The organism is Micromonospora sp. M51 (assembly GCF_018070305.1).
In the GTDB taxonomy this organism is placed as follows: Bacteria; Actinomycetota; Actinomycetes; order Mycobacteriales; family Micromonosporaceae; genus Micromonospora; species Micromonospora parva.
In genome coordinates this window covers 1-16014 of sequence record NZ_JAGPXZ010000044.1, presented here as the reverse complement: position 1 = coordinate 16014, position 16014 = coordinate 1, and the positions used below count along the sequence as shown (strand labels likewise).

At 69.8% G+C, this 16014-nt stretch carries 15 protein-coding genes, 1 tRNA gene and 1 pseudogene; 9 read left to right on the top strand and 8 right to left on the bottom strand.

From position 1 onward, the window contains the following. Positions 1-166 precede the first annotated feature (166 nt). The gene (locus KBX53_RS04575) at positions 167-1189 is read right to left on the bottom strand and encodes an LLM class flavin-dependent oxidoreductase (protein WP_036411957.1); all 1023 of its coding nucleotides are present in this window, start codon (positions 1187-1189) and stop codon (positions 167-169) included. Between the two features lie 60 nt (positions 1190-1249). Further along, the gene (locus KBX53_RS04570) at positions 1250-1729 is read right to left on the bottom strand and encodes an Lrp/AsnC family transcriptional regulator (protein ID WP_030334356.1); all 480 of its coding nucleotides are present in this window, start codon (positions 1727-1729) and stop codon (positions 1250-1252) included. Between the two features lie 83 nt (positions 1730-1812). Between KBX53_RS04570 and KBX53_RS04565 the strand changes: the two genes are divergently transcribed. Then, positions 1813-2991: a PLP-dependent aspartate aminotransferase family protein gene (locus tag KBX53_RS04565; protein ID WP_210857904.1), complete on the top strand. Its 1179-nt coding sequence runs from the start codon at positions 1813-1815 to the stop codon at positions 2989-2991. Between the two features lie 4 nt (positions 2992-2995). Here KBX53_RS04565 and KBX53_RS04560 read toward each other — a convergent pair whose 3' ends face one another. Beyond that, on the bottom strand, positions 2996-3661 hold the full coding sequence (locus KBX53_RS04560) for a transcriptional regulator (protein ID WP_247675102.1): 666 nt from the start codon (positions 3659-3661) through the stop codon (positions 2996-2998). A 116-nt stretch (positions 3662-3777) separates the two neighbouring features. Next, positions 3778-3860, bottom strand: a tRNA-Leu gene (locus KBX53_RS04555). 83 nt (positions 3861-3943) lie between these two features. Between KBX53_RS04555 and KBX53_RS04550 the strand changes: the two genes are divergently transcribed. The 8 genes from KBX53_RS04550 to polA all read left to right on the top strand — a co-directional run bounded on the left by KBX53_RS04550 (position 3944) and on the right by polA (position 14026). Beyond that, positions 3944-4567, top strand: coding sequence for an ANTAR domain-containing response regulator (locus KBX53_RS04550; protein ID WP_030334352.1), 624 nt, complete (start codon positions 3944-3946; stop codon positions 4565-4567). Positions 4568-4633: 66 nt separating this feature from the next. Next, positions 4634-5821, top strand: coding sequence for a hypothetical protein (locus KBX53_RS04545; RefSeq protein ID WP_210857902.1), 1188 nt, complete (start codon positions 4634-4636; stop codon positions 5819-5821). 366 nt (positions 5822-6187) lie between these two features. Next, positions 6188-7339 carry a branched-chain amino acid ABC transporter substrate-binding protein gene (locus tag KBX53_RS04540; protein WP_030334344.1) on the top strand — a complete coding sequence of 384 codons (1152 nt, stop codon included), beginning with the start codon at positions 6188-6190 and terminating at the stop codon, positions 7337-7339. A 67-nt stretch (positions 7340-7406) separates the two neighbouring features. After that, positions 7407-8390, top strand: a complete 984-nt coding sequence (locus KBX53_RS04535) for a branched-chain amino acid ABC transporter permease (RefSeq protein WP_030334342.1) — start codon at positions 7407-7409, stop codon at positions 8388-8390. Next, positions 8387-9565 (top strand): branched-chain amino acid ABC transporter permease, encoded by a 1179-nt coding sequence (locus tag KBX53_RS04530; protein ID WP_030334340.1) that lies wholly within the window; start codon positions 8387-8389, stop codon positions 9563-9565. The genes KBX53_RS04535 and KBX53_RS04530 overlap by 4 nt, the downstream gene beginning before the upstream one ends. Next, a complete protein-coding gene (locus KBX53_RS04525; RefSeq protein ID WP_036411954.1) occupies positions 9558-10499 on the top strand; it encodes an ABC transporter ATP-binding protein in 942 nt (313 codons plus the stop codon). Before KBX53_RS04530 ends, KBX53_RS04525 begins: the two co-directional genes overlap by 8 nt. Continuing rightward, positions 10486-11199: an ABC transporter ATP-binding protein gene (locus KBX53_RS04520; protein ID WP_030334337.1), complete on the top strand. Its 714-nt coding sequence runs from the start codon at positions 10486-10488 to the stop codon at positions 11197-11199. The genes KBX53_RS04525 and KBX53_RS04520 overlap by 14 nt, the downstream gene beginning before the upstream one ends. Before the next feature lie 127 nt (positions 11200-11326). Further along, complete coding sequence (gene polA / locus KBX53_RS04515) at positions 11327-14026, top strand: DNA polymerase I (protein ID WP_210857901.1); 2700 nt, start codon at positions 11327-11329, stop codon at positions 14024-14026. Between the two features lie 531 nt (positions 14027-14557). On the opposite strand, the gene KBX53_RS04510 is transcribed toward polA, so the two are convergent. From KBX53_RS04510 to KBX53_RS04495, 4 genes and pseudogenes are all read right to left on the bottom strand, one after another. Continuing rightward, positions 14558-14905, bottom strand: coding sequence for a DUF3140 domain-containing protein (locus KBX53_RS04510; protein WP_210857900.1), 348 nt, complete (start codon positions 14903-14905; stop codon positions 14558-14560). Further along, a complete protein-coding gene (locus tag KBX53_RS04505; protein WP_210857899.1) occupies positions 14892-15110 on the bottom strand; it encodes a DUF2945 domain-containing protein in 219 nt (72 codons plus the stop codon). The genes KBX53_RS04510 and KBX53_RS04505 overlap by 14 nt, the downstream gene beginning before the upstream one ends. A 36-nt stretch (positions 15111-15146) precedes the next feature. Then, positions 15147-15749 (bottom strand): Uma2 family endonuclease, encoded by a 603-nt coding sequence (locus KBX53_RS04500; protein WP_247675100.1) that lies wholly within the window; start codon positions 15747-15749, stop codon positions 15147-15149. A gap of 57 nt (positions 15750-15806) precedes the next feature. Then, positions 15807-16014: pseudogene (locus tag KBX53_RS04495) on the bottom strand (SAM-dependent methyltransferase); the annotation flags it as partial.

Here is a 16014-nt window from a genome sequence, read left to right as displayed (position 1 = left end):
GGGTGGCAGGCACCGGGCCGCAGCCGCGGAATCCGCTCAGCTCCGGCCCGGTGCGCCACACCGCGGCATTCCCAACCCGTCCCGACCGGGAATGCCGTACCACCACCGGCACCAACATTAGGCACCGTCCGGGTCGGCGGGGTGACGCTGACGTGAAGATCGTGTTTCACGCCCGCTGGCGCAGACCACCCGCCACCTGCTCGGCGATCAGCTCGTACGACCGCACCCGGTCCTGCACGTCGTAAACCAGCGTGGTCAGCATCAGCTCGTCCGCGCCGGTGCGCTCCTGCAACTCGGTCAGCTGCCGACGTACCGTCTCCGGCGAGCCCATCGCCTGACCATCGCGGCGTTGCAGCACGAACTCCCGCTCGATCTCCGTGTACGGGTAGGCCGCCGCCTCGTCGGGCGTCGACAGCGGCTCCGGCCGCCCGGAGCGCAACTTCAGGAACGACAGGGCGCTCGGCCCGGCCAGCCATTCGGCCCGCTCGTCGGTGTCCGCGCACACCGCGTTGACCGCCACCATCGCGTACGGCTTGTCCAGCCACTGCGACGGCCGGAAGTGCTGCCGGTACAGGGCCAACGCCGGCAGGGTGTTCGCCGAGCTGAAGTGGTGTGCGAAGGAGAACGGCAGGCCGAGCAGGCCGGCGAGCTGGGCGCTGAAACCGCTGGAGCCCAGCAGCCACACGGCCGGCTGCTCACCGCGACCCGGGGTGGCGACGATCTGCCCCGGCTTCTCCCCGCTGAAATAGTTCATCAGGTCCGCAAGCTCCCGGGGGAAGTGCTCCGCCGACAGGCCCTCCATGGTGCGCCGCAACGCCAACGCGGTCATCTGGTCGGTGCCCGGCGCCCGGCCGATGCCCAGGTCGATCCGACCGGGGTGCAGCGCCTCCAGGGTGCCGAACTGCTCGGCCACCACCAGCGGCGCGTGGTTGGGCAACATCACCCCACCCGAGCCCAGCCGGATGGTCGAGGTGTTCGCCGCCAGGTGCGCCAGCAGCACCGCGGGCGCGGAGCTGGCGATCGCCGGCATGTTGTGGTGCTCGGCCACCCAGAACCGGTGGTAGCCCAACTCCTCGGTGCGGCGGGCCAGCTCGGTGGTGGCCTGCAGGGCCGCGCCAGCGGTGGCGCCCTTGGCGACCGGGGCAAGATCAAGAACAGACAACGGTACGGTGATCACAAGGTCAGCCAACCCGGCACCGACCGGCTTTGTTCCGACATCCGGGTTTTCGTCGGCCAGCTCACCCGCCGCTCAACCCATCCCGCGGGCCTGCTCGAAGATGAGACTGGTCTGGGTGTGCTGCACCACCGGGTCGACCGCCAGGTGGTCCAGGACGAAGTCGCGCAACGCGTCGCCGGACGCCGCCCGCACGTGCAGCACGTAGTCCTCCGCACCGGCGACGTGGAACACCGACACCACCCCGGGCAGCCGCACCGACCGGGCCCGGAACGCGTCCACCGCCGCCCGCTCGTGCGCTGTCAACCGCACCGACACCAACGCCTGCAACGGCAGGCCGAGCGCCGCCGGATCCACCTCGGCGTGGAAACCACGGATCGCACCGCGCTCGCGCAACGCCCGGGTGCGCGTCAGGCACGTCGACGGCGCCACCCCCACCCGCTCGGCGAGCGCGTTGTTCGGCAGCCGGCCGTCCGCCGCCAGCTCGGTCAGGATCGCGCGATCCACCTCGTCCAGGGCCGGGTACGGCCGCACATCATTCGGCTCGGGGGGCATCCCCGCATCCTTTGCCGAATTCTCTGCCGAAACAAGAGCTTTTCACAGAATAGTTTTCCGAACTATTGCCGTCATAGCATCAGATGTTCGACGCTACCGCCATGACACCGATGGACACCCGGGCCGTGCACGCCGGCCGCGACGACCTCCGCACCCTCGGCGTGCACGTACCGCCCATCGATCTGTCCACCACCAACCCACTGCCCTCGGTCGACGACGGCGGCAACGCCTACGAGCAGCTCGCCACCGGTGGCACCCTCCCCGCCGAAGGTGGCGCCGTCTACCAACGGCTCTGGAACCCCACCGTCGCCCGCTTCGAGAGCGCCCTCGCCGAACTGGAGGGCACCGCCCAGGCCGTTGCCTTCGCCAGCGGAATGGCCGCCCTCACCGCCACCCTGCTCGCCGCCGCCCGCGACGACCGCCGGCACGTCGTCGCCGTCCGACCCCTCTACGGCGGCACCGACCACATCCTCGCCACCGGCCTGCTCGGCACCACAGTCACCTGGGCCCACCCCGACGAGGTCGCCGCCGCCATCCGCCCCGACACCGCACTGATCATCGTCGAGACACCCGCCAACCCCACCCTCGACCTGGTCGACATCGCCGCCCTCGCCGCCGCGGCCGGCGACATCCCACTGCTGGTGGACAACACCGTCGCCACCCCCGTGCTGCAACAGCCCGCCCGCCACGGCGCCACCCTCGTCCTGCACAGCGCCACCAAGAGCATCGGCGGGCACGGCGACGTCCTCGCCGGCGTCGTCGCCTGCGACGACACCTGGGCCGTGCGCCTACGCCAGGTCCGCGCGGTCACCGGCGCGATCCTGCACCCCCTCGGCGGCTACCTGCTGCACCGTGGCCTGCAGACCCTGCCGTTGCGGGTCCGCGCCCAACAGGCCACCGCCGAGAAACTCGCCGGCTGGCTCGCCGACCACCCCGCCGTACACCGGGTGCACCACCCCTCGGTGCACGACCCGGCGGCGCTGGTCGGCCGGCAGATGGCCGGACCCGGCAGCCTGCTCGCCTTCGAGGTACGCGGCGGGGCGCCCGCCGCCGCGACCGTCGCCGGTGCCTGCCAGCTCATCACCCACGCGGTCTCGCTCGGCGGCGTGGACACCCTCATCCAGCACCCGGCCTCGCTCACCCACCGGCCGGTCGAGGGCGACGCCAAACCCGCCGCCGCCCTGCTGCGCCTCTCGGTCGGTCTGGAAGACCCCGAGGACCTGCGCGCCGACCTCGCCCACGCCCTCGACACGATCGCCTGACCGGTCAAGACTTCGGACCGACGTGGCGGTCCAGGGTGACGACCGCGGCGCGCCGGGCCACCGACAGCGAGTTGCGCCGGTTCATCCGCCAGGCGATGCCCAGCAGGTCGAGGCCCCACTGGCAGAGCCCCATGATGTCGGCCGACTCGTTGACGAACATGTAGCGCGGGTAGACGTACGCCTTGCCGCGCACGGTCACCCGGTTGGCGACCCGGCAGCCGTCGGAGTGGAACAGCCCTCTCAGAAAGTCGCCGGGGTGCTGTTCGATGATCGGCCGTTGCCAGTCGGCGAGGACGATCGGTCGCTCGTGCTTCTTGCCGGGACCGTGCTGCGGGAGCAGGCAGGGCCAGTGGAGGCCGTAACTCTGCACGCCCACGCAACCCTGCTTCTGGATCCGTTGCACCCTGGAGGCCAACACGGCTCGCATGGCCACGTCGCACGCCTCGATCAGCCCGGGCCAGGCATCGGAACAGTAGATGCGTAACACCGGAACACGCGCCGTCGTGACCAGGTGGCCGTCGCCCAGGTAGAGACCGAGCAGGTAGGCGTAGGCCCCGGGGTCGGTCGGATTGTCGACATCCGGCCGACATCGGAAGCAGCGCAGTTCCGTGCCGCGCCGCACCGGTTCGGGTCGATCGACGCACCAGTGCCAGACGGTTGCGTACGGCAACGACAGCTTCCGAGCTACGGAATGAATGCTGTGTCCGCGAACGCGGAGCGCGCGGGCCTGTGCCCGCATCTGCGGTGGATGCACGTCCACATCGTCGAACAGGCGTATGACAAGAGTGCCGGGAGCGGGATTCGAACCCGCAAGCCCTTTCGGGCAGAAGTGTTTGAGACTTCCGTGTATGCCGTTCCACCATCCCGGCGGGTGGCGCCTACTGTACCCGACTACTCTCATGCGGGAGCATGGGTGGTAGCCGTGCAGTGATCGATGGTGGGGGTAGGGCTGGTGGCTGAGACGCCGACGGATGCCGAGCGCAGGCGCGTACTGATCGCCGAGGACGAGGCGCTGATCCGGCTGGACCTCGCCGAGATGCTGGTCGAAGAGGGTTACGAGGTGGTGGGGGAGGCCGGCGACGGTGAGACAGCCGTTCGCCTCGCCGAGGAGCTGAAGCCCGATCTCGTCATCCTGGACATCAAGATGCCGATCATGGACGGGCTGGCCGCCGCCGAGCGCATCGCCGGCGCCCGGATCGCCCCGGTGATCATTCTGACCGCGTTCAGCCAGCGTGATCTGGTGGAGCGGGCGCGGGCGGCGGGCGCGATGGCGTACCTGGTGAAGCCCTTCCAGAAGAGCGACCTGGTCCCGGCGGTGGAGATCGCGCTGTCGCGTTACTCGGAGGTCGCGGCCCTGGAGGCGGAGGTCGCGAACCTGACCGACCGCCTGGAGATCCGTAAGTCGGTGGAGCGGGCCAAGGGCGCGCTGATGACCACCTACGGGATGACCGAGCCGCAGGCGTTCAAGTGGATCCAGCGCACGGCCATGGACCACCGGATGACCATGAAAGAGGTCGCCGAGCGAATCCTCGCGGAGACCGCCGGTGGCGAGGTGTCGCAGCAGCCGACCGTCTGAGCGGTCCGGGCGACGCCGGGCCGTGCCGGGCCACCATGTGCGGGCTCTGCTGGTTAGCATCGACGGGTGTCCGTCCGACGGGTGATCGCGGTGTTCGGCCTCTTCGCGCTGCTGCTCGCCGGGTGCGACGGGCCGGCCGCGCCGAGCGGCGCGGGGTCGACGACGGCCCCGGCGCCGCCGCTGCGGCCGGGTTGGCAGCCGCTGACGTTGCCGACGCCGCCGGGTGGCGAGGGCCGTCCGCTGGTGCGGGACGCGGCGTCGTGCGCGGGCCGGTGGTTCGTGGTCGGTGGTGTCGTGGACGCCGACGGTGGCACCCGCCCGGCGGCCTGGACCAGCGTGGACGGTACGACGTGGAGCGTGCTGCCGGTGCGTCCGGATTCCTTCTACGGCCGGCAGAACGTGTTCCTGTCGGCGGCCTGCCGGGACGGGCAGGTGGCGTTGATCGGCGCGAAGGTCGGCGGTGCGCACGGTTACCCGCGGGTGAGCACGTGGCGGCAGGTGGCCGACGGCGCTCTGGTCGAGGTGCAGGCGCCGTTCGAGACGTACGGCGGGCCGACGGCGGTGAACGTGTCCCGGCTGACGGCCGGCCCGCCGGGTTGGTTGATCGTCGGTAACCGGTCGGCGGGTGCGGCGTCCTGGGTGGCGTCGCCGGCCGCGGCGGAGTTCGCGCTGGTCGAGGGCGCACCGGAGCTGGCCAGTGACGCGGCGGGGGTGACCTGGGCGTTCGACGCGGTGGCGACGTCGTCGGGGTGGCTGGCGGTGGGTGGCCTGTTGCCGGCTGGCCGGATCGATCGTGACCCGGCGGTGTGGTCGTCGCCGGACGGGCGGTCGTGGCGGCGCACGGTGCTGCCGGGTGGGCCGGAGTACGAGGAGTTGCAGCGGGTGGTGCTGGTCGACGGCGTGCCGGTGGCGGTCGGGCTGCGCGGGGGGACGTTCGGCGCGTGGCGGCAGGAGGCGTCGGGCTGGGTGGCTGGCGGCGCGTTCGGGCGGCGGGGTGGGGCCGGGGTGCCGGGGGTGGGCTCGCTGGTGTCGTCCGGCGGCAGTCTGTTCGCCGCGGTGACGGATGGGGCACGGCACTCGGTGTGGGTGTCGACCGACCGGGGTGGTTCGTGGCGGGAGGCGACGATGCCCCTCGATGTGCCGGCGGGCGTTGACCGGGACGTGACGCTGATGGCGGTGGGTGACCGGTGGTGGTTGGCGGCGGACGACGGCACCCGGGCCGGGCTGTGGTCGGCGACCGGCCTGGGCGCCTGATCGCCGCCGGTGCGGTGAGGGTTCACCCCGGCAGCTGACCCGAGCGGGCGTTTGCGCAGTTCAGTCGGCTTTTCGTCGGGTTCGCGCGGGCGGGGTGGGCGCTGCTGGACGTCGACCGGGCGTGGTTTTAAGGACCGTCCGGCGGATTCACCTGTTACGGACATCGACATGATTGCCCACGTCTTCGTAACGGTTTCGCAGACCCCGCCTTCAGGCCTTCCGGGACGGTATGTCGTGTCGGTACGCTCCGCCATCACGAGCCGTAACGCAGGGGGCGTCCCTGCGGGGTGGGTGGAATTGCGGGTCTGCTGCTGTCGCCGTCGCTTCGGGTCAGCCGCGTCCGCATCTCGAGGAGGTCAGGAAGCCGTGAGGCGAAGCTATGTACGGGCGCTGGGCACCGTAGCGCTCGCCGCGACCCTGGTGGTCGCGGCTGGTTGCCAGGATTCCGGTGGCGGCGACGGTGGGACCGCGTCGGGCGACTGCGGTGGCAAGATCGCGATCTTCGGCGCGTTCACGGGTGACAACGCGGGTCTGGTGATCCCGTCGCTGAACGGCGCGAAGCTCGCCGTGGAGCAGTTCAACACGGCGAACCCGGACTGCAAGGTCACCATGCAGGAGTTCGACACCCAGGGTGACCCCGCGGTGGCGACCCCGTTCGCGAACCAGATCGCTGGGGACAACTCGTTCCTCGGTGTCATCGGTGGTCACTTCTCCGGTGAGTCGGACGCGACGATGCCGATCTACCAGGCCGCGGGCCTGGCGATGGTCAGCCCGTCCGCGACCCGGACCGACCTGACCCAGAAGGGCAACACGTCCTTCTACCGCGTGGTCGGCAACGACGGCACGCAGGCCGGCGCGGTGGCGAGCTACCTGAAGACCCAGAACGCGCAGAAGGTCTTCATGGTCGACGACGCCAGCGCCTACGGCGCCGGCATCACCGACGAGCTGGGCAAGCAGCTCGGCCCGCTGGTCGTCAACAAGGACAAGATCCAGGAGCGGCAGACGCAGTTCGACGCCACCGTTTCCAAGATCAAGGCCGCTCAGGCGGACTTCGTCTTCTACGGCGGCTACACCCGTGAGGCCGCTCCGCTGGTGAAGCAGATGCGTGCCGCCGGTGTCCAGGCCAAGTTCGTCGGCCCGGACGGTCTCTACGACACCGCGTTCCCGAAGGGTGCCTCCGGTGGCGCCGAGGGCGCGATCATCACCTGCCCGTGCCTCCCGGCCGACAAGGCCGGCGGCACCTTCTCCGCTGACTACCAGAAGAAGTTCGGCATCCCGCCGGGCTCCTACGGTGCTGAGGGCTTCGACGGCGCCACCATCTACCTGGACGCCTTCAAGGCTGGCAAGAAGACCCGGGCGGACATCCTGGCGTTCGTGAAGTCGTACGACAAGCAGGGTGTGTCGAAGTACATCAAGTTCGACGCCAAGGGTGACGTTGACCCGACCAAGGTCGTCATCTGGGCCTACCAGATCAAGGGCGAGGCCATCGAGGCGCTGCAGGAGCTCAAGCTCAGCTGACGCCCCACGCAATGGAGTGCGGCCGGGGTGTCTCACCCCGGCCGCACTCGATTCAAGGAGACCCCCGGTGCATTTCGATGAACTGATCGGCCATCTCGGCCAGCACACGGTCGATGGCCTGTCCAAGGGCGCCATCTATGCCCTGATCGCCCTTGGCTACACCCTCGTCTACGGCGTCCTTCGCCTGATCAACTTCGCGCACTCCGAAGTGTTCATGGTCGGTACCTTCGCGGTGCTGATCCTGTGGAACCAACTCGGCGTGCAAAATAACCCGCCCATCGGCCAGGCGATCCTCTTCCTGGTGCTCGGTCTGATCGTCGCGGCGGTCGCCTCCGGCGGCACAGCCCTGGCGCTCGAGCGGGTCGCGTACCGGCCCCTGCGGCGCAAGAACGCGCCGCCGCTGATCTTCCTGATCACCGCGATCGGTCTGTCACTGGTCTTCGTGGAGCTCTTCGGGCAGGTGCTGCCGAAGCTGCTCGGTGGCGCGTTGCCGGATGTGTTCGGCCGGCCCCGGCAGATCATCGGTATGCCGACGATCATCCAGCAGGAGACCCTGTTCACCATCGGCAACACCGCGATCACGAACATCCAGCTGATCGTCTTCGTCGCGGCCGTGGCGATGATGGCGCTGCTGGACTGGTTCATCAACCGCACCCGCTACGGCCGGGGTGTGCGTGCGGTGGCCCAGAACCCGGAGACCGCCGCGCTGATGGGCGTCAACCAGGAGCGCGTGATCATGCTGATCTTCGTGCTCGGTGGCATCATGGCCGGCGCCGCCGCGCTGCTGTGGAGCATGCGGTTCGGCTTCACCCAGAACAGCATCGGCTTCGTGCTCGGTCTGAAGGCGTTCACCGCCGCGGTGCTCGGCGGCATCGGCAACCTGCGCGGTGCGCTGCTCGGTGGCCTCTTCCTCGGCATCGTCGAGGTCTACGGCGCGACGCTCTTCGCGTCCAACTGGGAGGACGTCATCGCCTTCGTGGTGCTGATCGTGGTGCTGATGTTCCGGCCCACCGGCCTGTTGGGTGAGTCGCTCGGGAGGGCCCGCGCATGATCGACAAGATTCGCTCCGCAGATCGCCGCCGGGTCGGTTTCCTGACCTCGATCGGCGACCGTTGGGGGGCCCTGCCGAAGTGGCAAAAGGCCATCGGCGTGGCCGCCCTGCTCGTCTTCGTCTACACCCTGCCGTACCTGGGCAAGCTGCCCGGTGGTCTGATGATCCCCGGTCTGAACAACCTCCGCACCGACTCGATCGCCGGCGGCAACAACTGGGCGGGCGTGCTCTTCGTCTGCGCCATCTACGTCCTGGTCGCGATCGGCCTGAACGTGGTGGTCGGCCTCGCCGGCCTGCTCGACCTCGGCTACATCGGATTCTTCGCGATCGGCGCCTACAGCGTGGCGCTGTTCGGTTCGGTGAACTCGCCGGTCGTCAAGTGGATCCAGCAGGAGTTCGACCTGCCGCCGACCTGGGCGGTGACCTGGGGGATCTGCCTCCTGCTCGCGATCGTGCTGACGATGATCTCCGGTGTGCTGCTGGGTTGGCCGACGCTTCGGTTGCGCGGTGACTACCTGGCCATCGTCACGCTCGGCTTCGGTGAGATCATCCGCATCGTGGCCCGCAACGCCACCGGGGTCACCAACGGTCCGGTCGGTATCTCGGCAATTCCGGGTCCGGAGGGTCCGCCGTCGGCGGACAACAAGGTCTTCGGTCTGATCGACGCGAAGCCCTGGTACTGGCTGGCGATCACCTTCGTCCTGCTGATGGTGATCCTGGTTCGTCGGCTGGAGCACAGCCGGGTCGGTCGCGCCTGGCTCGCGGTCCGCGAGGACGAGGACGCCGCCGCCGTGATGGGCGTGTACCCGTTCAAGTTCAAGCTGTGGGCGTTCGCCATGGGCGCGGCGCTCGGTGGCCTGTCCGGCTTCCTCTTCGGCAGCCGTAACGCGTTCATCGACCCGACCCAGTTCAACGCGAACCTCTCGATCCTCTTCGTCGCGATGGTCGTGGTCGGCGGTTCCGGCAACATGCTCGGTGTCTCGCTCGGCGCGGTGCTGCTGGCGTACCTGCCGGAACGGTTCCGGGACTTCGCCGACTACCGGTGGCTGGTCTTCGGTCTGGCCATGGTGCTGGTGATGATCCTGCGTCCGCAGGGTCTGATCCCGAGCCGGCGGCGAGCCCGCGAGTTGAAGGATCGCGCGGCGGAGGCAGAGGAGGCGCCCGCTCATGTCTGACCAGACCACCAGCACGTCCGCGCCGAAGATCCCGGCCCAGCCGGGGCCCCGGTCGGTACTGCTCGAAGTCGACGACGTCACGCTGCGCTTCGGTGGTGTGGTCGCCCTTGACAAGATCAATTTCCAGATCTACGAGGGCGAGATCCTCGGCCTCATCGGGCCGAACGGCGCCGGCAAGACCACCAGCTTCAACGTGATGACCGGGGTCTACAAGCCGACCTCCGGTGCGGTCCGGTTCCGCGGCCAGAAGGTGACCGGCCGCAAGCCGCATCAGATCAGCCAGTTGGGCATCTCCCGTACGTTCCAGAACATCCGTCTCTTCCCGGAGATGACGGCACTGGAGAACGTCATGGTCGGCACCGACTCCCGGCACAAGACCAGCGTGCCCGGAGCGCTCTTCCGGGTGCCCCGGAAGAAGCCGAAGCCGCACGAGTTGCCGCAGGTGACCGCCGAGGCGGGCATCCAGCGGACGTGGCAGGAGACGCGTCGCACGTTCGCCAAGACGTTCGGGTTGTCCCGGCACATCCTGGAGGAGCGGGCGGCGGAGGCCAAGGCGCTGGAGTTGCTGCGGTTCGTCGGCATCGCCGACCGGGCCAACGACGAGGCGCGCAACCTGCCGTACGGCTACCAGCGTCGGTTGGAGATCGCCCGCGCGCTGGCCACCGAGCCGAAGCTGATCTGCCTGGACGAGCCGGCCGCCGGCTTCAACCCGGCGGAGAAGGAGGAACTCCTCACCCTGATCCGCAAGATCCGGGACATGGGCCTGACCGTGCTGCTCATCGAGCACGACATGCGGCTGGTCATGGGTGTCACCGACCGGATCGTGGTGCTGGAGTTCGGCCGCAAGATCGCCGAGGGTGCGCCCGCGGAGGTCAGCCGCGATCCGAAGGTGATCGCCGCGTACCTGGGGGAGCCCGCCGATGACGCTGCTTGAGCTGGAGAACGTCGCCGTCGCGTACGGTCGGATCGAGGCGCTGCACGGGATCAGCCTCACCGTGAACGAGGGTGAGGTGGTGGCCCTGATCGGCGCGAACGGCGCCGGCAAGACCACCACCATGCGGGCCATCTCCGGAACCCGGTCGCTGGCCGCCGGGAAGATCACGTTCAACGGCGAGGACATCAGCAAGCTCCGGGCCGACCTGCGGGTGGTCCGGGGGCTGTGCCAGTCGCCGGAGGGACGGCAGATCTTCCCGGGTATGACGGTCATGGAGAACCTGGACATGGGGGCGTACACCCGGCGGGACTCCGCCGGCATCGCCGCCGACCTGGACCGGGTGCTGACCCTCTTCCCGCGGCTGGCCGAGCGCCGCAAGCAGGCCGGTGGCACCCTCTCCGGCGGTGAGCAGCAGATGCTCGCTGTCGGCCGGGCGCTGATGAGCCGACCGAAGCTGCTGCTGCTCGACGAGCCGTCGATGGGGCTGGCCCCGCTGGTGATCCGGCAGATCTTCGACATCATCACCGAGATCAACCAGCAGGGCACCACGATCCTGCTGGTGGAGCAGAACGCCCAGCAGGCGCTGTCGCGGGCACACCGCGGTTACGTGCTGGAGACCGGTCGGATCGTGAAGGAGGGGTCCGGTCAGGACCTGCTGCACGACCCGTCGGTCAAGGAGGCGTACCTCGGCGTGGCCTGAGCCACCCGAGCCGGCGGCCGGTCATCCCCTCGCGGGGTGGCCGGCCGTCGGCGTTCGGGTCGGCAGTCGTTGCGGCACCCCGTGCCGAAGGTCGGGGATGTCGGTGCGACGGACTAGAGTCGCTGCCGTGACAGCTACGACACCGCGCCTGCTTCTCGTCGACGGACATTCCATGGCATACCGGGCCTTCTTCGCCCTGCCCGTGGAAAACTTCTCCACCACGACGGGTCAGCCGACCAACGCGGTGTACGGCTTCACCTCGATGCTGATCAACGTGTTGCGCGACGAGCAGCCCACCCACATCGTGGTGGCCTTCGACGTCTCCCGCCGGTCCTTCCGCACCGACAAGTACGCGGAGTACAAGGCCGGCCGCAGCGAGACCCCGACCGACTTCAAGGGCCAGGTCAGCCTGGTCAAGGAGGTCCTGGCCGCGCTGCAGATCCCGGTGGTCGAGAAGGAGGGCTTCGAGGCCGACGACGTGATCGCCACGCTCGCCTGCCAGGCCCGCGACCAGGGCATGTCGGTGCTGATCAGCAGCGGTGACCGCGACGCGTTCCAACTGGTCGACGACCAGATCACCGTCCTCTACCCGCGCAAGGGCGTCTCCGACCTGGCCCGGATGGACCCGGCCGCGATCGAGGCGAAGTACGGCGTTCCGCCTCAGCAGTACCGGGATCTCGCCGCGCTGGTCGGCGAGACCAGCGACAACCTGCCCGGCATCCCGGGCGTCGGCCCGAAGACCGCCGCCAAGTGGATCACCACGTACGGCGGGGTGGAGGGCGTGATCGCCCGGGCCGACGAGATCAAGGGCAAGGCCGGCGACAGCCTGCGGGAGCGGCTCGCCGACGTGATCCGCAACTACGAGATCAACCGACTCGTCTCCGACCTGGAGCTGCCGCTGCTCCCCGAGGACACCCGCTGGACGGGTTGGGACCGCGAGGCGGTGCACCAGGTCTTCGACACCCTGGAGTTCCGCATCCTGCGCGACCGCCTCTACCAGTACCTGGAGGCGGTCGAGCCGGAGGCCGAGTCCGGCTTCGACCTGGCCGGTGAGGTGCTCACCGAGCCCGGCGCGCTGGCCGGGTGGCTGAGCACGCACGTCCCGACCGACACCCCGGTCGGGTTGGCGGTCAAACTCGACACCGGCCCCAATCGCCGGCACACCGCCTCGATCACCGGTCTCGCGTTGGCCACCGCCGGCGGCGCGGCGGCCTGGGTCGACCCGGCGCAGCTCGACCCGACCGACGAGGCCGCCCTGGCCGGCTGGTTGGCCGACGCGCAGCGCCCCAAGGTCCTGCACGACAGCAAGCCGGCAGTGCTGGCCTGCGCCGCGCACGGCTGGCAGCTCACCGGCATCGTCCGGGACACCCAGATCGCCGCGTACCTGGCCCGGCCCGACCAGCGGTCCTACGACCTGACCGACCTGGCGCTGCGCTACCTGCACCGGGAGCTGCGGGTGGACGTCCCGGAGTCCGGCCAGCTCACCCTCGACGGGCTCGGTGACGAAGGGGTCGTCGAGCAGAACCTGATGCTCCAGGCCCGTGCCACCCTCGACCTGGCCGACGCGATCGACGCCGAGCTGTCCCGCGACGGCGAGCAGTCCGCCCGGCTCATGGCGGGCGTGGAGCTGCCGTTGATGCGGGTGCTGGCCACCATGGAGAGCACCGGCATCGCCGCCGACACCGACTACCTCTCCGAGCTGGAGGCCCACTTCGCCGCCGAGGTGAAGGCCGCCGCGCAGGGCGCGTACGAGGCGGTGGGCCGGGAGTTCAACCTCGGCTCGCCCAAGCAGTTGCAGGAGATCCTCTTCACCGAGCTGGGCCTGCCCAAGACCAAGAAGATCAAGACGGGTTACACCACCGACGCCGACGCCCTGCAGTGGCTCTACGCGCAGCAGCCGCACCCGGTGCTGGCCCACCTGCTGCGCCACCGGGACGTGGCCAAGCTCAAGTCGACAGTCGACGGTCTGCTCAAGTCGGTCTCCGACGACGGCCGGATCCACACCACCTTCAACCAGACAGTGGCGGCCACCGGCCGGCTCTCCTCCACCGAGCCCAACCTGCAGAACATCCCGATCCGCACCGAGGAGGGCCGCCGCATCCGCCGGGCCTTCGTGGTGGGGGAGGGCTACGAGAGTCTGCTCACCGCCGACTACAGCCAGATCGAGATGCGCATCATGGCGCACCTCAGCTCGGACGACGCGCTGATCGACGCGTTCAACTCCGGCGCCGACTTCCACGCCGCCACCGCCTCGTCGGTCTTCGGGGTTCCGCTCGACGCTGTCACCCCCGACCAGCGCCGCAAGATCAAGGCCATGAACTACGGCCTGGCGTACGGGCTCAGCGCCTTCGGCCTGTCCCAACAGCTCAGCATCAGCACCGAAGAGGCGCGCGGGTTGATGGAGAACTACTTCGCCGGCTTCGGCGGGGTGCGCGACTACCTCCAGCAGGTGGTCGCCCGGGCCCGCCAGGACGGCTACACCTCCACCATCCTGGGCCGGCGCCGCTACCTGCCCGACCTGGTCAGCGACAACCGGCAGCGGCGTGACATCGCCGAGCGGATGGCGCTCAACGCCCCCATCCAGGGCTCCGCAGCCGACATCATCAAGGTGGCGATGCTGCACGTCGACACCGCGATCCGCGAGGCCGGGCTGCGCTCACGGATGCTCCTGCAGGTGCACGACGAGCTGGTCTTCGAGGTCGCGCCGGGTGAGCGGGAGGCCTTGGAGGCACTGGTCCGGCGGGAGATGGGCGAGGCGTACCCGCTGTCGGTGCCGCTGGAGGTGTCGGTCGGCCTGGGCCGGGACTGGAACAGCGCTGATCACTGATCGTCTGGTTGGTTCTTGCGGGTGGTTGCGGTCTGGGTGGTTGCGGTGTGGGGGTTCCGGGGCAGCCCGACCCCCGCCGGGCGGGCCGGCGTGTTCCCGGCGGGGGGCGGGCTGCCCCGGTACCCCAGACCGGGGTGACCGGGGCGCGGCACTGGGCGTGGGTGGGCACCGGATAGATCACGCGGAGCGCCCCCGGGCGCCTGCCCCCTCCCGCACCGCTCGTCCGCCTCGCATGGTCCGTTCTCGCGCGCCCCGCGCCCGCGCCCCGCGTCCGCATCTCGGATCCCGACGACGAATGCCGCCGCGGGAGACACCGGGAGCCGGGGTTCGGGACGCCCACGACAGCCAAGATCGTGCTCGAACCAGGATGTAGTGGTGTGCGGTGGCGGGGAGGCCCCTACATCATGGATCGAGCGCGATCTTGGCAGTCGACGGGGCGGTCGGCGGGACCGTGGTGCCCGTGCGGGCGGATACCGCACCTGCCGCAATGTCGTGCGGACCTTGTGTGGTGAGCCCGCGGGAGCGGTCCGCCTACTTCAGCGGGTCGTGGCCCCAGTTCATGAGAGACCAGCGCCACCTGGTGTCGCGGACGTCGCCGGAGGGGCGCTGCGCCATGTGTCGGCGTACGTAACCGACCACCTTGCGCATGTGCTTGTAGTCGCCGTCGGACAGGTCGCCACGTTTGCGACGGAGCAGGTTGATGATCTTTCGGCCGGACTCGTGCCCGACGGACTCGCCTCCACCGGTGTGACCGCCCTTGTGCCAGCCAACCTGCTTCGACTCGTCCGTCTCCAGCCACGTGGACAGCTCGCCGGGCTTCATGTTCACCGCCTCGGTGAACTCCCGGTAGGTGTCCCGGCCGTCGTCACTTCTGCTCATGGCGCAGCGCCTCCGGTCGGTGGGCCACGTCGCGGCCCGTGCCGTCACTGCGGACCCGGTACTGCGGGTCGTCGGGGGCCGCGTTCACCGCCCGCCCGCGAATCCGCGTCCGCTCGGTGATCGTGCCCTGCACCACGCCGTACGCGCGGCTGCCATGGGCCGACCAGGAGACACGGTCGCCCTGGTGGAATCTCTGTTCGGCCATGGCCCTCGGCTACCCGACCCGGTCGGGGCGAAACGACTACGGGGTGATCTCGGCGACCGGCAGTTTGATGTCGAACGGCTCGGCCAGCTCGATCACGTCGGCGCCGTCGGCGACCAGTTCGTACTGCCGCTCACCGCCCGGCCCCACCCGGTCGCCGATCCGGTACGCGTAGACGTGCACCGGGTCCTGCTCGATCCGCCAGTAGAACGGGATGCCGGCGGCGGCATACTCCCCGGGCTTCGCGAACCTGTCGATCCGTCGCGTGCCGGGCGACACGATCTCCACGGCGAGCACGACGTCCGCCGGCCGCAGTGTGGACCGGTTGGACGGGATCTCGGCACGGCAGAGCAGCACGTCCGGCTGCCGGCTCGTGTTGCGGCTGAGCGCGACACCGACTGCTTGGGCAGCACGAAGGTTCGCCGGGGCGTGCGAGCGCAGCCACAGCCACAGCAGGCTGCAGATGTCCTGATGGCCCAGGGTGGGGGAGGGTGTCACCTGGATAACTCCGTCGACGAGTTCGACGCGGGGGGCGTCGTCCGGCAGGGCGAGCAGGTCCTCCAGCGTGTAGTCGGCACGCTGCTGCCGCATCGGATCCGGACACCAGGGGCCAGGTGGTGTCGGGATGGGCTCGGCGCTCATGGAGTCGAGCCTACCGGCGATCGATGGATCGCAGGTCGGACCGCGGGTGCGACCCGCTCACCCGGCCGGCTTCTCGGTGACGAAGATGGCGGTGCCGGGGAAGAGCCGTCCGCGCAGCGGGCTCCACTGCCCCCAGATCTCCTCGTGTCCCTCGGGCCACTCCGGCTCCACCAGGTCGAGCAGCCGGAACCCGGCGCCCACCAGTTCCCGGATCCGGTCGCCGAGGGTGCGGTGCTGCTCGACGTAGGTGGCCACCCCGTTCTCG